Genomic DNA, 14,815 nt, shown 5'->3' with positions numbered 1-14,815 from the left:
AACGACAAATCAAGTAGTTAGCACAATAAAAAGCATTACGGCTGGAAAACTTAGTTGTTGAAGTGTTATAATAATTATGTAAATCAGCATGTTAAATTATTCAACAAAGCCTAACAAGGGCTCAATGATTGCCCATGCTTCATCAGAAAGATCGTAGCGAGCCATAATCCAAAGTGTCTTAGAAACAGATGGATACTATAGCTCAAGCAATTAAGGGACACAGCCTAACCCGGCAAGCTTATCTGCAAGCAGCAGGACGCTCTGTTTAGTCGATGCGGCGTAGGCTCGGACTGATGCACCAAGGCCCATTAGTCCCGTCCCGCTTCCGTATGAAAGCCTGCTGTAGAGCGTGCTCATTCGTGTCATAGCCTCACCCGCGAAGTGGGCACTGTGTGTGATTTCAGGGAATAAAAAAAGCCACGCCGGAGCGTAGCCTTGAGATGAAATATATACTTAACGTACTTCAAAATGCTCGGCAAGGCCACCAGATAGGCTTACTGCACCTGCCTTCTGCTGAATGTGCGGATGCATCTTGAAGTAAGTTGAGTATATAATCCAAATTCAAAAAAGAGGATTTAGCATGCCACGCGTATACTCATCGGCTAATTTTTATATAACAGTGTTAGACAAAAAATTCGGAAAAGATAATACGCTAAACGATCTTACAGATAAGGGTCTTCACGTAAAAGGCTACGTGAGCAACCTTTTGAAGGTAACAAATACAAGTTATAACCAAAAATTTGGAGAAAAACTCCTACCGCGATTGTTAGATAACCGTATTAGCAAGTTTGAATTTGAAGAAATGCGAAAACTGCAAAAGGATATACCAAGTTTTCAAGAAGTCAATTCGGAAGACCCCAACCGAAGTTGAGGCTTCATGTTCTGCGCGCTTTTGCCGCAGTATGGGCAAATTATATGTAGCTCAGGTGCTCACGTCAAGAATTTAACTGATCGTTTGATCAGTTATTTAACGTCAAGAGTTAATGGCGTTGTAGAAACTGCTGGATATCCGCTTGTTGCCATCGTGCTAAGGTATTCGTCAGCAACAGATTGTGCGATTGATGCCCCATTCCCACTCGAAACGCAACAAAACGGTAGAGGCTTATGCCACCAGTAAGTGCGTTAAAAATACCTCATTGGGAGAACGATAGCCCAGCGATTTTCTGCCCCTTGTATTGAGTATGTGTTCGAGTTCGGCAATCTTACGATGACTGACCTGACTGAAGTCTGTTCCCTTTGGGTAAAAACGTCGTATCAGCCCGTTGGTGTGCTCATTCAAGCCCCTCTCCCAGGAATGATAAGGATGGGCAAAGTAGACCTGCGCCCCTGTGATTTGAGTAATTTGCTCGTGCAGAGCGAATTCAGGGCCGTTATCAGCTGTTAGGGTCTTAAACTTGCAAAAGGTATTAGCTTCAATGTGCCTGAAAGCAGCAACCACAGTCTCCGCACGCTTATTAGGCAGTTTGCGAATGATGACGGTTTTCAATGCTTTATCTACGATGGTTAACAAGAATGACTTCTGGTCTTTGCCAAAAATAGTGTCAATTTCGAAGTGGCCAGGCTCCTGTTTAAGCTCGGCTTGAGCTGGGCGATACTCAATACCAACACGGTTGGGAATAGGGCCTGATTTGAGGTTTTCGGCATTGTACCTGTAACGTTTTCCCCGATGAGGAAGTTGCTGATATAGCTCCCCGCCAGCCTGTCTCTCCTGCAGGATATAGCGATATAGCGTATTCTTGCTGACAGATATACCGAATTCCAGGTGCAAACCGCCACTGATGATTTCAGGTGAAGAGTGAGTGGAAAGCGCCTGCCTGATGAAGTTCTGAATGTGTGGCTCCAACGGGTAAAAAGCATTGTTTGGCAGAGGCTTATGACGGCGTTCCCGGGCCAGAGTGTCCGCCCTTCTACAGCAGTAGACACCATTGAAAGTAGGGTCGGTATTGCGTCTGAGTTCCCTGCTGATGGTCGAGCGAGGCAGAGCACGCTCTCTGGCGATGGTAGCTTGGTTGACACCTTCACCACGCCGCTTTTCGATGTAGAACCGTTCTTTCTGAGTCAGAGGTTTTCCCTGCATGCAACAGGCTCTCCAGTATGGCCAGAACGGTGATTTTATCCGACTCTGGCAAGTGGGTCACTTTGTTGCGTTTCGAGTGGGAATGGGGCCCGGGCCGGCGGTGAGCTGTATCAGCAGCTCCCTCATCGGGGTAAACGGTATAACTATCAGACCGATGAGAACAAACGCGGTCCTATTCCCAACCGTGTTGGCATTGAGCAGCGGCCGGCCGTTGCTGACCTCAAGCAGGAACCCGGGCATTTCGAGATTGACACCATCTTTGGCAAAGATCAGAAATCATTCCTGCTGACGGTGGTCGATAAAGCCGTCAAGCTGGTCATCATTCGCAAACTGCCCAACAAGCGAGCAGAGACAGTGGTAGCGGCCTTCAGGGACATCGTTGCCAATACCTTCTGCGAGTTTAAAACCCTGACTGCTGACAACGGTTCTGAATTTTCCCAGCACGGGGAAATTACAAAAGTCACGGGGGCACCGGTCTACTTTGCCCGGCCATATCATTCCTGGGAACGCGGGTTGAATGAGCATACCAACGGCCTGATACGGCGTTTTTACCCGAAGGGAACGGACTTCAATTATGTCACCCATCGCAAGGTTGCAGCACTCGAACACCTGCTCAATACGCGAGGCCGAAAATCGCTGGGTTATCGTTCTCCAAATGAGGTATTTTTAACGCACTTACAGGCGGCATAATGCCCTACCGTTTTGTTGCGTTTCGACTGGGAATGGGGCAACAGCCTCTCGCAGAGCAATCCACCACGCGCTATATGCGTTAGCGTCTGCTCAGCAATTTGCAAACATCACCGTCGCTGGCCACGCTGGCACAGGAGCTGCACCTGCGCCGGGAAACGCTGGTACGACATTTCCGTGAAGATACCGGCATCACGCCCATGGCTTTCCTTAACAATGCGCGTATTGAATATGCCAAGATGCTGATTAAGCAAGGTGTACCGCTGGCCGACGCCGGATACCAAAGTGGCTTTAGCGATCAAAGCCATTTTCACAAAATCTTTGTGCTGCACACAGCGGCCACACCGGGGCAATATCAGCAAGCGAATGAATCGTCGTCTGCCACGATCACTATTTGACAATAATTAGCCTGACAAGCTCACTAGACTTGGCCTCGTTTATTCCGTTGAGGTCACTGTTATGGTTATTGATGCCCTATTTCCTGCTCATTTCCCCGCGCTAGCCTTAGCGCATTTTGTCGCACTGCTCAGTCCCGGCCCCGATTTCTTCTTGCTGGCGGCGGCTTTGTTGAATAAATCAGAATTAGCCGACAGGATGACTCCCTCTGCTACACCTGTTATCCGATCCTGACGCTGTGTGGCATACCCAACAACGTCATACGATTCAGCGCTTTGACCATCGCTATGGCTTCACCTACTTGAGCCTCATAGTCACGCAGGCTCAGATGGCCACCCAGCAAAGTTTTTATGCGGAACATCGCTGTTTCTGCCACTGAACGCCGGTGATAACCCACTTTCTTTTTCCACATATCATTACTCCCGCTCAGACGCTGATTCGCCACCGCATGGTTACGTTCATGGTATAGCCAAGCGACTTAATTTTGATTACACCATATGGACTGAGAACAAACTCTCTGTATCGCAACCCATCTCTCTTTTTTTGCTTTTTGCTTGTGCCCATTTATGCTCAATTGGGTTAAGATCTGGCGAATATGTAGGCAAATACTCCACCATATACCCTGCATCGATGATGACTTGTTGAATATTATGTTTTTTGTGAAAAGTGGCATTGTCCATCATGATTACACTGTTTTTAGGGAGTACTGGGATAAGGACTTGTGTGACCCAGGCATAGAAAACATCGCTGTTAATATTGATATCAAATAATCCGATAGCAAACAGCGTTGTGCCTAATAAAGCGCCGATAACATTTGTTCTTCCCCTAGCTCCCCAGTTCTTCAGGCCAAAACACCGTTGACCTTTTGGGGAATAGCCGTGAGTCCGTGGGGCATCGTGTGAAAAACCACTTTCATCAATAAAAACAATAGGTTTACCTTCTTTTTCATACTGTTGTTTTTTTTGTTGAAATCCCTGCCGGGCGTTTTCGTCGGCTTTCGGATGACGTAGAGTTTTTTTTATAGGTCAATCCCAGCTTTTTAAGCGCTTGCCAAATGGCCTTCTGACAAACGCCAAAACGCTCTGCACGTTCTTTTTGGTAAGCATCTGGATATTGTTCAACATCTTTTATCAACTCGGATTTATCGATCTTTCGCTGACGCGTGGTCGATGCTTTTGACTCTATTTGATTAATCCAACGCGATACAGAGGCAGGGCCAATCCGAAATTGCTTCGCTGTTTCTCGGATACTCAACCCTTCGTTTTTCCGTGTGGATATCACTTTACGTCTAAAATCAATTGAATAGCTCATTTAAATAATGTAATCAAAATTAAGTCGTTTAGCTATACTTGTCCGGCCAGTATTTGGCTCCGCTTCGCGGCGGGATAAGGGGCCTGATTTTCTTTCTTAGCAACGCATCGTGGCAGTAACGGGCGTCATAAGCACCGTCTGCTGACACTTCCCTGATTTTTCGGTGGGTTTGGTTAATCAGGCCCGGCAGTGCCTGCGCATCTGTCGTTCCGCTGAGCGATAAGTCGGCACAGATAATCTCATGCGTCGCACTGTCTGCTGCCAGATGAAGCTTGCGCCACACTCTTCGTCTGTCAGCCCCATGCTGCCTGACTTTCCATTCACCTTCGCCAAAGACCTTCAGACCGGTACTGTCGATGACCAGATGCGAGATTTCACCACGCGTTGGCGTTTTTATGCTGATATAGCTAAACGACTTAATTTTGATTACATTATTTAAATGAGCTATTCAATTGATTTTAGACGTAAAGTGATATCTACACGGAAAAACGAAGGGTTGAGTATCCGAGAAACAGCGAAGCAATTTCGGATTGGCCCTGCCTCTGTATCGCGTTGGATTAATCAAATAGAGTCAAAAGCATCGACCACGCGTCAGCGAAAGATCGATAAATCCGAGTTGATAAAAGATGTTGAACAATATCCAGATGCTTACCAAAAAGAACGTGCAGAGCGTTTTGGCGTTTGTCAGAAGGCCATTTGGCAAGCGCTTAAAAAGCTGGGATTGACCTATAAAAAAAACTCTACGTCATCCGAAAGCCGACGAAAACGCCCGGCAGGGATTTCAACAAAAAAAACAACAGTATGAAAAAGAAGGTAAACCTATTGTTTTTATTGATGAAAGTGGTTTTTCACACGATGCCCCACGGACTCACGGCTATTCCCCAAAAGGTCAACGGTGTTTTGGCCTGAAGAACTGGGGAGCTAGGGGAAGAACAAATGTTATCGGCGCTTTATTAGGCACAACGCTGTTTGCTATCGGATTATTTGATATCAATATTAACAGCGATGTTTTCTATGCCTGGGTCACACAAGTCCTTATCCCAGTACTCCCTAAAAACAGTGTAATCATGATGGACAATGCCACTTTTCACAAAAAACATGATATTCAACAAGTCATCATCGATGCAGGGTATATGGTGGAGTATTTGCCTACATATTCGCCAGATCTTAACCCAATTGAGGGCTTTGTTGAATAATTTAACCGTTTGATTTACATCTTCTTTAGTTAGAATGCATTTACAGAGAATGTATTTTGTTAGAACGACAAATCAAATAGTTAGCACAATAAAAAGCATTCCGAGAGGAAAAATTAGTCGTTGAAATTTTATAATGCTTATATAAATCAGTATCTTAAATTATTCAACAAAGCCCCAATTGAGCATAAATGGGCACAAGCAAAAAGCAAAAAAAGAGAGATGGGTTGCGATACAGAGAGTTTGTTCTCAGTCCATATGGTGCAATCAAAATTAAGTCGCTTGGCTATACTGACGGTTTTTGCCCGCCGACTGACCAGAGAGTAGTCCGGGCAGCGCAGTGGCAGGCTCATCAGTGTAAAAACCGAGTCGACAAAGCCCTGTAATGCCCGGAGCGACAGGTTAAACACGCGCTTTATCATCAAAACCGTGGTAACAGCCATATCGGTGTAGTAAAGCGGCCGACCACGACCTTCAGGCGAAGAACTGTCAGTCCATGCAGCGATGGCCGACTCATCAAGCCAGACCGTCAGGGAGCCGCGTTGTCTGAGTGCTTTGTTGTAGGTGGGCCAGTTGGTGATTTTAAACTTTTGCTTTGCCATGGGGAGCTGCTATAGCCAACCGACTTAAAAATGATTACATCCTATGCCCTGATATGCGGCAAAGAAGCATAGCTGGCTGTTATCAAAATAATGTCGCTTGGCTATATCGGGAGCGATGATAGTGCTCTGATCCGGCGATCCCCTGAAAGTTCGATTTATTCAACAAAGCCGCTGGCGGCCTTCGCGCTGCGCCACCGCCTGCGCGGCAGTATCGGGATTGGTGTTGGCATCGCGCTGGGCAACGACGGCTATATCCTGCTGGCCATGATGGGCGGTGCAGCTATTCAGCAAATGCCACCGCTTTTTATTCTGCTGCAACTCGCCGGGGCGCTGTATAGCCAACCGACTTAAAAATGATTACAGCCGATGCCCTGATATATGGCAAAGAAGCATAGCTGGCTGTTATCAAAATAATGTCGCTTAGCTATATCTGCTGTGGATCGGTTCACAGCTCGTGCGCAGTTCGGCACGAACCACCGCACTGACGGCCACGGATACGCAGCGCCTGCCCTCACTGTCACATCAGTTATAGCCAACCGACTTAAAAATGATTACATCCTATGCCCTGATATGCGGCAAAGAAGCATAGCTGGCTGTTATCAAAATAATGTCGCTTGGCTATACTACTCGGGCTGGGGTACTCGTTGCTTAACCCAAAAAATATGCTGTTTTATATCAGCCTGATGGCGGCTTTGTTGAATAATTTAACATGCTGATTTACATAATTATTATAACACTTCAACAACTAAGTTTTCCAGCCGTAATGCTTTTTATTGTGCTAACTACTTGATTTGTCGTTCTAACAAAATACAGTCTCTGTACATGCATTCTACCTAAAGAAGATGTAAATCAAACGGTTAAATTATTCAACAAAGCCCCTGATGGCCAGTATTCTTGGCCCATCCGTCACGCTGACACAGCAAGCCGTCAGCGGCGTATGGATGTTCAGCGTGGTATTACTGTGGGATATCGCATTAGCCGCAACGATAGGACAACAACGGATACAGCAGACGTTGCAACGCTACCTTTATCTGATTGAACGCGGCGCAAGGGCTATTTTGATGCTGTTTGGTGGTTATCTGTTGCTGGGTTTATGGCTGGGTTGACACCGTAAATCGCGCAGGCCGCTTGTTTCATAAGTGATAGGCTTTATAACTTATGGCGATTAACAAAAGGATAACTTTATGAATTTCGGCAAAATCGCCATGATCGGCGTGTTCTCATTGATGACGTTAGGCGGGATCAGCGGTCTGATGCTGGTTGGCTATATCATTCTGGTTCACGGCGGTTGAAACCGTCACGCCAATCATGCGAAGACGATCCCCGGCAAGCGCCGAGGATCGTGAGTGCACTACGGGTATCAGAGCAGCGAAAATCTCTGCTGTTTCACTCGTTGCGAATCCAGACCAATAAATACCTCAAATTTGCCCGGTTCGACAACCTGCTGCATTTGCGCATTGTAGAACTTCAGATCATCTTCCGTGATGGTAAAGCTGATAACACGGCTTTCGCCCGGTTGCAGCATCACCTTCTCGTAACCGCGCAGTTCCTTGACCGGACGGCTGATAGACGCGACGACATCGTGCAAGTAGAGCTGCACCACGGTTTCGCCTGCGCGCTTACCGGTGTTGGTGACCGTTACGCTCGCGTTCACGCTGCCGTTACGTTTCATCAGCGGACTGGACATGCTCACATCCGACACGCTGAAAGTGGTGTAACTCAAGCCGTAGCCAAACGGATAGAGCGGACCATTCGCTTCGTCGTAGTAATGCGACGTGTACTTGCCGGGATTTTCCGGCGTATACGGACGACCGGAAGGTAAATGGTTGTAATAAATCGGAATTTGCCCAACAGAACGCGGGAAGGACATCGGCAACTTACCTGACGGATTATAGTCACCGAACAGGACATCGGCGATCGCATTGCCCCCTTCCGTACCGCTAAACCAGGTTTCCAACAGCGCGTCCGCTTGCTGATCTTCACGCACCAGCGCCAGCGGTCGACCGTTCATCAGCACCAGCACCAACGGCTTGCCGGTGTCTTTGAGTGCGGCGATAAGATCGCGCTGACTCTGGGGTAAATCAATGTTGGAACGGCTGGAAGCTTCGTGCGCCATACCGGCCGCTTCACCGACGACCGCAACCACTACATCAGATTTTTTCGCCACCGCCACCGCTTCATCAATCATCGCTTGCGGTGAACGCGGGTCAACCTGCACCGCATCTTCATATTGATTCAGGAAATCGATAATGCCTTTGTGATTACTGACATTAGCGCCTTTAGCGTAGAAAACCGTCGCCTCATTACCCACTGCCGTACGAATACCGCGATACACGGTTACCGTTTGGCGCGCTAAGCCAGCCGCAGACCAACTGCCCATCGTATCGAGCTTGCTGTCCGCCAACGGCCCCACCACCGCAATCACGCCCGATTTTTTCAGCGGCAGAATGTTGAGGCGGTTTTTCAGCAATACCAGACTGCGTTTGGCAACGTCACGCGCCTCGGCGCGATGTAAACGGCTTTCCGCATTGGTATCCACCGGATCGCTGCTGGCAGCACCCAGCATACGGTAAGGATCGGCAAACAGTCCCATGTCATACTTCACGTTCAGCACCTGGCGGCAAGCTTCATCCAGCTCTTGCGCCGTGATAGCGCCGCTTTTCACCAACTCAGGCAGGTACTTGACAAAGTATTCATCGCTCATGCTCATCGCGATGCCGGATTTCATAGCAATACGCGATGCGTCAAGAGGGTCGCTCGCCACACCGTGTTTCATCAGCTCTTTAATTGCACCGTGATCGGTGATGGTAATCCCCTGGAATTTCCACTGATCGCGCAGTAAATCTTTCAACAACCAGCGATTGGCGGTTGCAGGCACGCCATTAATCGAGTTCAGGGCAACCATTACCCCGCCACTGCCTGCGTCAATTGCCGCTTTGTAGGGTGGCAAATAATCCTGAAACATACGCTGAGGACTCATGTCCACCGTGTTGTAGTCGCGTCCGCCTTCCACCGCACCATAAAGGGCAAAGTGTTTGACGCTGGTCATCAGTGAATGCCTGTCGGTCGGGGCCTCGCCCTGAAATGCTTTCACTACCACGCGGGCAATCTGGCTGGTCAGCCAGGTGTCTTCACCAAAGCCTTCCGATACCCGTCCCCAACGCGGATCGCGGGTGATATCCACCATCGGCGCCCAGGTCATGTTCAGTCCGTCTTCGGTGGCTTCATAGGCGGAGACACGAGCGCTTTTGGCGATGTTGTTCATGTCCCAGGAAGAGGCTAGCCCCAGTGCAATCGGGAAAATGGTTCGATGACCGTGCACCACATCGTAGGCAAAAAACAGAGGAATTTTCAGGCGACTCAGTTCCATCACCTGATCTTGCATCGCTCTGATGTCCTGACGCGTTACCGTGTTGAAAATCGCGCCCACCTGCCCGTCCCTGATCATCTCGCGGATCACGTGTTTCGGGTTATCGGTACCCACACTGATCAGGCGTAATTGCCCAATTTTTTCGTCAGTGGTCATTTTACGCAGCAGATCGGAGACAAAGGCATCACGCTGCGCCTGATGTGCAGCATTACTTTGTGCCGCAACAGGCGCAGTATTGTTCAGTTGCGCTCCGGCCGGCGCGCAGGCCAGGCCAATCGCAATCGTCAAAGAGGTAAGCCATTTCATTCGTTATTCTAGCCCAAGCATGCCGCACTCCACGTCATCGGGGAGCGCCTGTGAGGTTTGAAAATGACGTCGGTAACGTCGTCAAAATATCCAGCGCGTAATCATAATGTATTTGTTCTGATTGTCTTTAGTAAAAACTGAAAGAATTACGCAATCCTGCGCCATCTCTCATCTGCCGCGTGTCATTAGGCGCATTTCATGATACTCCTACTGCTATCTCCCACCGCTCAACTGCCTGGAGCATCACTAACGATGAATCAATTGCATATCGCCAATAAAAACTATTCGTCCTGGTCACTGCGCCCTTGGGTATTGATGGCAGCACTGGATATTCCTTTTACCGAACAGTTGACCCCCTTTAGCACCGGTGCGGTACAAACCGCCTTAAAAGCCTTTTCTCCGACGGCTAAAGTGCCCTGTCTGGCCGATGATCAGCACGTGGTGTGGGATTCACTGGCGATCGTTGAATACCTGGCTGAACGCCACCGCGGCGTGTGGCCCGAAGAGAGTAAAGCGCGCACCTGGGCTCGCTGTGCGTCAGCGGAAATGCATTCGGGTTTTACCGCATTGCGCAACCAGTGTTCAATGAGCTGTGGGGTACGTGTTGCGTTACCGGAGATATCAGCGGCATTGCGCGATGAGTTGGCTCGTCTCGATGTACTCTGGACGGAATGTCTTACTCGTTTTGGTGGGCCGTTTCTGGCAGGAAATACTTTCAGCGCCGTGGATGCTTTTTTCGCACCTGTGGTGTTTCGCATTCAAACCTATTGCCGGTTTCACCCGCAGTAAACAGCTATAGCCAACCGACTTAAAAATGATTACATCCTATGCCCTGATATGCGGCAAAGAAGCATAGCTGGCTGTTATCAAAATAATGTCGCTTGGCTATACTGCCAGCATCTGTTAGGGCAACCGGCCATGCAGAACTGGTACACCAGCGCGTTGGCTGAAACCTGGCGCGAGCCGGCACACGAAGATGAAGTCACCGATAACGGTAAGCGGGTTGTCGTAGCGGATTTTCGCGCCTGACGGCGAGGAGCCAACCCCCGACGGAGGGAAAGTTCGTCGGGGGTTACTACAAAGCGGCAGCGTTAAAACGCGTTATTCAATATCTGTTGTAACCCGAGCCACTTGACCCGGTGCACGTGAGGCGAGCGCTTTTTGCTTTTTATAGCTCAACGCGTCATCCGGTACTGCGGTTACCTGCCCGGTTTCCATCCAGCGACGCAGACGGTTGGCGTCCGCAAAATGGGTGTATTTACCGAATGCGTCCAGTACGACCAGCGCTACCGGTTTCTGGTTGATCACGGTACGCATGACCAGACAATGTCCCGCCTGATTCGTAAACCCGGTTTTGGTCAACTGAATGTCCCAGTCATTTTTGTAGACCAGATGATTGGTATTGCGAAACGGCAGGCTATAGCCCGGATTGGTGAAGGTGGCAGTTTTCTCCTGCGTGGTGCTCAGTTGGCTCAGCAGCGGATATTGCTTGCTGGCAATCAGTAATTTGACCAGATCGCGCGCGGTAGAGACGTTGTTAATCGACAGCCCCGTCGGTTCCACATAGCGGGTGTGCGTCATGCCCAGCGCTTTGGCCTTGGCGTTCATCGCGGCGATAAACGCCTGATAGCCTCCCGGATAGTGGTTTGCCAGACTGGCAGCAGCGCGGTTTTCGGAGGACATCAAGGCCAATAACAGCATGTCGCGGCGGCTGATCTGACTGTTCAAACGAACGCGCGAATAAACCCCATTCATTTCCGGTGTGTGGCTGATATCGACCGAGATAACTTCATCCAACGGCAAATTCGCATCCAGCACCACCAGCGCCGTCATCAGTTTGGTGACAGAGGCGATAGGCACCACAACATCCGGATTGGCGGAATAAAGCACCTTATTATCACGCAGATCGACCACCATCGCGCTACCTGATGCGATCTCCTGATGTGTACTGGCAATGGCGGGAGCAGCCGTTTTCGCCAAGACGGAGGGGGTGAATGTCATCTGTGTGGACAGCAACAGCAATGCAAGCAGAGAAAACTTATGTTTTTTAATCATTATTCAACGTCTTAAATAAATAACGGTTACGGTATTGGTAACAACCCGGGCATTATAAGTTAGCGCTCGCCGCTACGCACTGCGCAGCAGAAAAAGCTTTTGTGACAAAGTTTAACAGCGATTATTCTTCCAGCTACAGCGCTGAACGCAAGAACACACAAAAACGCCTGTGAACTCAGTCACAGGCGCTGCGTTGAGTGATGCTTAATGACCGGCTTTAATTTCTTTCACCGCTTCATCAGCACCGATACGGCCAAAGGTCACGATATCTGCCAGTGAGTTCCCCCCTAGGCGATTAGCGCCGTGCACCCCACCCGCCGCTTCACCGGCTGCAAACAAGTTCGGGATCACCTTGCCTTGGTTATCGACCACCTGCGCTTTGGTGTTGATGGCGATACCACCCATGGTGTGGTGGATACCCGGCGTCACTTCAATGGCGTAATACTTTCCGCTATCCAAGGTTTGCTTAAAGCTTTCACGGCCAAACTCGGTGTCTTTTTTCGCTTTCGCATAGCCCGTATAAGCGGCGAGCGTGGCAGACAGTTGTTTGGGATCCATCTTAATGGCAGTGGCAAGTGCCTCAACAGAATCACCTTCAAACACCAGTTTCTGTTTAAAATAGGTATCAATGGTTTTGTTCTGTTTTACCAGCGCGTCATTAAATATCACGTAAGCATGCGCATTGGGTTGTTTTAAAATATTTTGCGAAACCACATCGCGCGTTAGCAACTCATTAATAAAACGTTTCCCTTGTTCATTGACTAAAATAGCACCATCACCGCGAACCCCCTCCGTGATTAGAATGCCTTTTCCGGGGACGGTGGTTGGGTGAATCTGTATAGCCAAGCGACATTATTTTGATAACAGCCAGCTATGCTTCTTTGCCGCATATCAGGGCATAGGATGTAATCATTTTTAAGTCGGTTGGCTATATATATTCCATATCCACCAGCTTGGCGTTATAGCCAAGCGACTTAATTTTGATTACACCATATGGACTGAGAACAAACTCTCTGTATCGCAACCCATCTCTCTTTTTTTGCTTTTTGCTTGTGCCCATTTATGCTCAATTGGGTTAAGATCTGGCGAATATGTAGGCAAATACTCCACCATATACCCTGCATCGATGATGACTTGTTGAATATTATGTTTTTTGTGAAAAGTGGCATTGTCCATCATGATTACACTGTTTTTAGGGAGTACTGGGATAAGGACTTGTGTGACCCAGGCATAGAAAACATCGCTGTTAATATTGATATCAAATAATCCGATAGCAAACAGCGTTGTGCCTAATAAAGCGCCGATAACATTTGTTCTTCCCCTAGCTCCCCAGTTCTTCAGGCCAAAACACCGTTGACCTTTTGGGGAATAGCCGTGAGTCCGTGGGGCATCGTGTGAAAAACCACTTTCATCAATAAAAACAATAGGTTTACCTTCTTTTTCATACTGTTGTTTTTTTTGTTGAAATCCCTGCCGGGCGTTTTCGTCGGCTTTCGGATGACGTAGAGTTTTTTTTATAGGTCAATCCCAGCTTTTTAAGCGCTTGCCAAATGGCCTTCTGACAAACGCCAAAACGCTCTGCACGTTCTTTTTGGTAAGCATCTGGATATTGTTCAACATCTTTTATCAACTCGGATTTATCGATCTTTCGCTGACGCGTGGTCGATGCTTTTGACTCTATTTGATTAATCCAACGCGATACAGAGGCAGGGCCAATCCGAAATTGCTTCGCTGTTTCTCGGATACTCAACCCTTCGTTTTTCCGTGTAGATATCACTTTACGTCTAAAATCAATTGAATAGCTCATTTAAATAATGTAATCAAAATTAAGTCGTTTAGCTATAATACTTTCCGCCATTTTAACCCCTTCACCTAACGAGCATGGCGCATTCGTCGTTTTAAAACCGACCAGTTTGGGATCGTAGTGTTTAATCATGTCAAAGTTGGCACCAAATCCGCCAGCAGTGATCATTACCTTCTTGGCATCAATGGGGCTTTGTTGAATAATTTAACCGTTTGATTTACATCTTCTTTAGTTAGAATGCATTTACAGAGAATGTATTTTGTTAGAACGACAAATCAAATAGTTAGCACAATAAAAAGCATTCCGAGAGGAAAAATTAGTCGTTGAAATTTTATAATGCTTATATAAATCAGTATCTTAAATTATTCAACAAAGCCGTTGTGCGCTTCAATGGCAGCGGACATGCCCGCCCCACCGGCACCAATGATAACCAGATCGGTAGATTCCCGGTTTTCACTTTGCGCCATTGAAGAAAAAGCAAGTGCCAGCGCACTGAATAACAGCACCTTTCTTTTCATGATATATTCCTTTATTCAATAATATTGTCACAACATATTCACAGCGCATTACACCATCATGGCTTTTAATCATGGTATACGACGTGCAATAACGCTGATTTTTGAAATACTACGCCCTTAGCAGAGTAATTACTTTAACTCGATCATGAAATGATAATTCCCTAATACTTCCCGCAACCACCAAATTACACGCCTACATAATCAAACCAGCTTGTTATCAATATTCGAGCATGACATCAACATAATTAAAACAGTCAACGATAATATTTATTAAAATGAGAGAATAGCGACATTGAAATGAGCGATAAACCGAAGAATACCGATTGGTATATAATAAAGAGCAATAAATAGCGGGGGCAACAATAACGCCGAGAGTGTAAAAAGATCTGTGTAAATGGCATTTTGAGGAAAACCTTCAGAGGACAAAAAATGCCTATCAGCAACGAACTTATTGACCAACTGCTTCAGGATTGGGCTTTGTTGAATAATTTAAGAT

18 protein-coding genes and 6 pseudogenes are annotated in these 14,815 nt (G+C 47.6%); 11 read left to right on the top strand and 13 right to left on the bottom strand.

The window, feature by feature from the left end; all coding sequences use genetic code 11:
* Positions 1-580: 580 nt before the first annotated feature.
* Entirely contained in the window at positions 581-871 is a 291-nt protein-coding gene (locus tag ACQGXV_RS28905) for a hypothetical protein (protein WP_440863970.1), read from the top strand.
* Between the two features lie 231 nt (positions 872-1,102).
* On the opposite strand, the gene ACQGXV_RS28900 is transcribed toward ACQGXV_RS28905, so the two are convergent.
* Positions 1,103-2,077, bottom strand: a complete 975-nt coding sequence (locus ACQGXV_RS28900; RefSeq protein ID WP_440863968.1) for an IS30 family transposase — start codon at positions 2,075-2,077, stop codon at positions 1,103-1,105.
* A 45-nt stretch (positions 2,078-2,122) separates the two neighbouring features.
* On the opposite strand from ACQGXV_RS28900, the gene ACQGXV_RS28895 reads away from it, so the two are divergent.
* The 3 genes and pseudogenes from ACQGXV_RS28895 to ACQGXV_RS28885 all read left to right on the top strand — a co-directional run.
* Complete coding sequence (locus tag ACQGXV_RS28895) at positions 2,123-2,767, top strand: IS30 family transposase (RefSeq protein ID WP_440867669.1); 645 nt, start codon at positions 2,123-2,125, stop codon at positions 2,765-2,767.
* 83 nt (positions 2,768-2,850) lie between these two features.
* Positions 2,851-3,162, top strand: a pseudogene (locus ACQGXV_RS28890) (helix-turn-helix transcriptional regulator); the annotation flags it as partial.
* 61 nt (positions 3,163-3,223) lie between these two features.
* Positions 3,224-3,325: pseudogene (locus tag ACQGXV_RS28885) on the top strand (LysE family translocator); the annotation flags it as partial.
* Positions 3,326-3,380: 55 nt separating this feature from the next.
* Here the strand turns inward: ACQGXV_RS28885 and ACQGXV_RS28880 are convergent.
* The 4 genes and pseudogenes from ACQGXV_RS28880 to ACQGXV_RS28865 all read right to left on the bottom strand — a co-directional run.
* Positions 3,381-3,626: pseudogene (locus ACQGXV_RS28880) on the bottom strand (IS5/IS1182 family transposase); the annotation flags it as partial.
* A gap of 22 nt (positions 3,627-3,648) precedes the next feature.
* Positions 3,649-4,182, bottom strand: a complete 534-nt coding sequence (locus ACQGXV_RS28875) for an IS630 family transposase (protein WP_440862665.1) — start codon at positions 4,180-4,182, stop codon at positions 3,649-3,651.
* Positions 4,106-4,471: an IS630 transposase-related protein gene (locus tag ACQGXV_RS28870; RefSeq protein ID WP_440862584.1), complete on the bottom strand. Its 366-nt coding sequence runs from the start codon at positions 4,469-4,471 to the stop codon at positions 4,106-4,108. The genes ACQGXV_RS28875 and ACQGXV_RS28870 overlap by 77 nt, the downstream gene beginning before the upstream one ends.
* A gap of 34 nt (positions 4,472-4,505) precedes the next feature.
* Positions 4,506-4,874 (bottom strand): annotated as a pseudogene (locus ACQGXV_RS28865) (IS5 family transposase); the annotation flags it as partial.
* A 36-nt stretch (positions 4,875-4,910) separates the two neighbouring features.
* Here ACQGXV_RS28865 and ACQGXV_RS28860 point away from each other — a divergent pair.
* Both ACQGXV_RS28860 and ACQGXV_RS28855 read left to right on the top strand, forming a co-directional pair.
* Positions 4,911-5,276 carry an IS630 transposase-related protein gene (locus tag ACQGXV_RS28860; protein WP_440862584.1) on the top strand — a complete coding sequence of 122 codons (366 nt, stop codon included), beginning with the start codon at positions 4,911-4,913 and terminating at the stop codon, positions 5,274-5,276.
* Positions 5,200-5,667, top strand: a complete 468-nt coding sequence (locus ACQGXV_RS28855) for an IS630 family transposase (protein ID WP_440867668.1) — start codon at positions 5,200-5,202, stop codon at positions 5,665-5,667. The genes ACQGXV_RS28860 and ACQGXV_RS28855 overlap by 77 nt, the downstream gene beginning before the upstream one ends.
* Before the next feature lie 281 nt (positions 5,668-5,948).
* Here ACQGXV_RS28855 and ACQGXV_RS28850 read toward each other — a convergent pair.
* A pseudogene (locus ACQGXV_RS28850) lies at positions 5,949-6,266 on the bottom strand (transposase); the annotation flags it as partial.
* On the opposite strand from ACQGXV_RS28850, the gene ACQGXV_RS28845 reads away from it, so the two are divergent.
* The 4 genes from ACQGXV_RS28845 (at position 6,260) to ACQGXV_RS28830 (ending at position 7,558) form a co-directional block, all read left to right on the top strand.
* Positions 6,260-6,385, top strand: a complete 126-nt coding sequence (locus ACQGXV_RS28845) for a hypothetical protein (protein WP_440863967.1) — start codon at positions 6,260-6,262, stop codon at positions 6,383-6,385. The pseudogene ACQGXV_RS28850 and the gene ACQGXV_RS28845 sit on opposite strands and share 7 nt — an antisense overlap.
* Positions 6,357-6,617 carry a hypothetical protein gene (locus ACQGXV_RS28840; protein WP_440863965.1) on the top strand — a complete coding sequence of 87 codons (261 nt, stop codon included), beginning with the start codon at positions 6,357-6,359 and terminating at the stop codon, positions 6,615-6,617. The genes ACQGXV_RS28845 and ACQGXV_RS28840 overlap by 29 nt, the downstream gene beginning before the upstream one ends.
* Positions 6,618-7,147: 530 nt before the next feature.
* Complete coding sequence (locus tag ACQGXV_RS28835) at positions 7,148-7,372, top strand: hypothetical protein (RefSeq protein ID WP_440863963.1); 225 nt, start codon at positions 7,148-7,150, stop codon at positions 7,370-7,372.
* A 78-nt stretch (positions 7,373-7,450) separates the two neighbouring features.
* Positions 7,451-7,558: a protein YohO gene (locus ACQGXV_RS28830; protein WP_440863961.1), complete on the top strand. Its 108-nt coding sequence runs from the start codon at positions 7,451-7,453 to the stop codon at positions 7,556-7,558.
* Between the two features lie 68 nt (positions 7,559-7,626).
* Here ACQGXV_RS28830 and bglX read toward each other — a convergent pair whose 3' ends face one another.
* Complete coding sequence (gene bglX / locus ACQGXV_RS28825; RefSeq protein WP_440863959.1) at positions 7,627-9,942, bottom strand: beta-glucosidase BglX; 2,316 nt, start codon at positions 9,940-9,942, stop codon at positions 7,627-7,629.
* 252 nt (positions 9,943-10,194) lie between these two features.
* On the opposite strand from bglX, the pseudogene ACQGXV_RS28820 reads away from it, so the two are divergent.
* Positions 10,195-10,971 (top strand): annotated as a pseudogene (locus ACQGXV_RS28820) (glutathione S-transferase family protein).
* A 72-nt stretch (positions 10,972-11,043) separates the two neighbouring features.
* Here the strand turns inward: ACQGXV_RS28820 and pbpG are convergent.
* From pbpG to ACQGXV_RS28790, 6 genes are all read right to left on the bottom strand, one after another.
* Positions 11,044-11,997 carry a D-alanyl-D-alanine endopeptidase gene (pbpG, locus tag ACQGXV_RS28815; RefSeq protein WP_440863957.1) on the bottom strand — a complete coding sequence of 318 codons (954 nt, stop codon included), beginning with the start codon at positions 11,995-11,997 and terminating at the stop codon, positions 11,044-11,046.
* Positions 11,998-12,201: 204 nt separating this feature from the next.
* On the bottom strand, positions 12,202-12,843 hold the full coding sequence (locus ACQGXV_RS28810; RefSeq protein WP_440863955.1) for an FAD-dependent oxidoreductase: 642 nt from the start codon (positions 12,841-12,843) through the stop codon (positions 12,202-12,204).
* A 138-nt stretch (positions 12,844-12,981) separates the two neighbouring features.
* Complete coding sequence (locus ACQGXV_RS28805; RefSeq protein ID WP_440862665.1) at positions 12,982-13,515, bottom strand: IS630 family transposase; 534 nt, start codon at positions 13,513-13,515, stop codon at positions 12,982-12,984.
* Positions 13,439-13,804: an IS630 transposase-related protein gene (locus tag ACQGXV_RS28800; protein ID WP_440862584.1), complete on the bottom strand. Its 366-nt coding sequence runs from the start codon at positions 13,802-13,804 to the stop codon at positions 13,439-13,441. The genes ACQGXV_RS28805 and ACQGXV_RS28800 overlap by 77 nt, the downstream gene beginning before the upstream one ends.
* A complete protein-coding gene (locus ACQGXV_RS28795; protein WP_440863953.1) occupies positions 13,805-13,969 on the bottom strand; it encodes a hypothetical protein in 165 nt (54 codons plus the stop codon). It abuts the gene before it with no gap.
* A 194-nt stretch (positions 13,970-14,163) separates the two neighbouring features.
* Complete coding sequence (locus ACQGXV_RS28790; protein ID WP_440863951.1) at positions 14,164-14,319, bottom strand: FAD-binding protein; 156 nt, start codon at positions 14,317-14,319, stop codon at positions 14,164-14,166.
* Between the last annotated feature and the right edge of the window lie 496 nt (positions 14,320-14,815).

The sequence above is a fragment of the Symbiopectobacterium purcellii genome, assembly GCF_052050035.1.
In the GTDB taxonomy this organism is placed as follows: Bacteria; Pseudomonadota; Gammaproteobacteria; order Enterobacterales; family Enterobacteriaceae; genus Symbiopectobacterium; species Symbiopectobacterium purcellii_A.
Note: the sequence above shows the minus strand (reverse complement) of the source record. Positions and strands in the feature narration are given on the sequence as shown.

Bases quoted from the DNA above. Each gene is read 5' to 3' on its own strand.
- ACQGXV_RS28905 (WP_440863970.1), top strand. From the start codon at position 581: ATGCCACGCGTATACTCATCGGCTAATTTTTATATAACAGTGTTAGAC.
- ACQGXV_RS28900 (WP_440863968.1), bottom strand. From the start codon at position 2,077: ATGCAGGGAAAACCTCTGACTCAGAAAGAACGGTTCTACATCGAAAAG.
- ACQGXV_RS28870 (WP_440862584.1), bottom strand. From the start codon at position 4,471: ATGAGCTATTCAATTGATTTTAGACGTAAAGTGATATCCACACGGAAA.
- ACQGXV_RS28860 (WP_440862584.1), top strand. From the start codon at position 4,911: ATGAGCTATTCAATTGATTTTAGACGTAAAGTGATATCTACACGGAAA.
- ACQGXV_RS28840 (WP_440863965.1), top strand. From the start codon at position 6,357: ATGTCGCTTGGCTATATCGGGAGCGATGATAGTGCTCTGATCCGGCGA.
- ACQGXV_RS28835 (WP_440863963.1), top strand. From the start codon at position 7,148: ATGGCCAGTATTCTTGGCCCATCCGTCACGCTGACACAGCAAGCCGTC.
- ACQGXV_RS28830 (WP_440863961.1), top strand. From the start codon at position 7,451: ATGAATTTCGGCAAAATCGCCATGATCGGCGTGTTCTCATTGATGACG.
- bglX (WP_440863959.1), bottom strand. From the start codon at position 9,942: ATGAAATGGCTTACCTCTTTGACGATTGCGATTGGCCTGGCCTGCGCG.
- pbpG (WP_440863957.1), bottom strand. From the start codon at position 11,997: ATGATTAAAAAACATAAGTTTTCTCTGCTTGCATTGCTGTTGCTGTCC.
- ACQGXV_RS28800 (WP_440862584.1), bottom strand. From the start codon at position 13,804: ATGAGCTATTCAATTGATTTTAGACGTAAAGTGATATCTACACGGAAA.
- ACQGXV_RS28795 (WP_440863953.1), bottom strand. From the start codon at position 13,969: ATGATCACTGCTGGCGGATTTGGTGCCAACTTTGACATGATTAAACAC.
- ACQGXV_RS28790 (WP_440863951.1), bottom strand. From the start codon at position 14,319: ATGAAAAGAAAGGTGCTGTTATTCAGTGCGCTGGCACTTGCTTTTTCT.